The organism is Bacillus cereus group sp. BfR-BA-01408 (genome assembly GCF_022663305.1).
In the GTDB taxonomy this organism is placed as follows: domain Bacteria; phylum Bacillota; class Bacilli; order Bacillales; family Bacillaceae_G; genus Bacillus_A; species Bacillus_A pacificus.
The window spans coordinates 1-204 of the sequence record NZ_JAKUFF010000381.1 but is presented as its reverse complement, the minus strand read 5'-3'; the positions used below and the strand labels follow the sequence as shown (position 1 = coordinate 204).

Here is a 204-nt window from a genome sequence, read left to right as displayed (position 1 = left end):
AGGTTCTTTCTCTCATGCAGAAGGATCAAAAACGAAAGCAACTGGACATAGTTCCCATAGTGAAGGAAGTGAAACGACAGCAGGTGGCTCCTATTCTCATGCGGAAGGTAATCATACATCAACAGCTCATTTTGCAGGTAGCCATATTATGGGGCGCTTCGGCACAGCAGATGAATCTTATTCTTGGTTTATTGCAAACGGTAC

At 44.1% G+C, this 204-nt stretch carries 1 pseudogene; it reads left to right on the top strand.

The window, feature by feature from the left end:
• Positions 1–204: pseudogene (locus tag MR083_RS27750) on the top strand (peptidase G2 autoproteolytic cleavage domain-containing protein); the annotation flags it as partial.